General features: G+C 70.2%; 1 protein-coding gene. It reads right to left on the reverse strand.

Annotated elements, in window-relative coordinates:
• Nucleotides 1-225, reverse strand: a 225-nt coding sequence (locus tag ADK54_RS43625; RefSeq protein ID WP_324610186.1) for a transposase family protein, incomplete at both ends; no start/stop codon positions are given.

Consider the following 225-nt stretch of genomic DNA (forward strand, 5'->3'; position numbering starts at 1 on the left):
TCCGCGGCAGCCGGCGCGTCGGTGATCTCGTGGACACGGGCTGCGGTCGGGTCGTGGGTGGAGCCGGGCAGTGCGGGTGAGGCCCACAGCAGGCGGCCGAAGGGATCGGTGAGGACTTGGATGTTCATGCCGTGGCGCTTGTGTTTCCCGGAGTGATACGGGGTGTCTGAGGCGATCTCCCCCAGCCTCCGGCCGGGAGGTGCCCCCAGTCGATCGGCAGCAGGG

Origin of the sequence: Streptomyces sp. WM6378, assembly GCF_001279695.1 — a bacterium.
GTDB lineage: Bacteria > Actinomycetota > Actinomycetes > Streptomycetales > Streptomycetaceae > Streptomyces.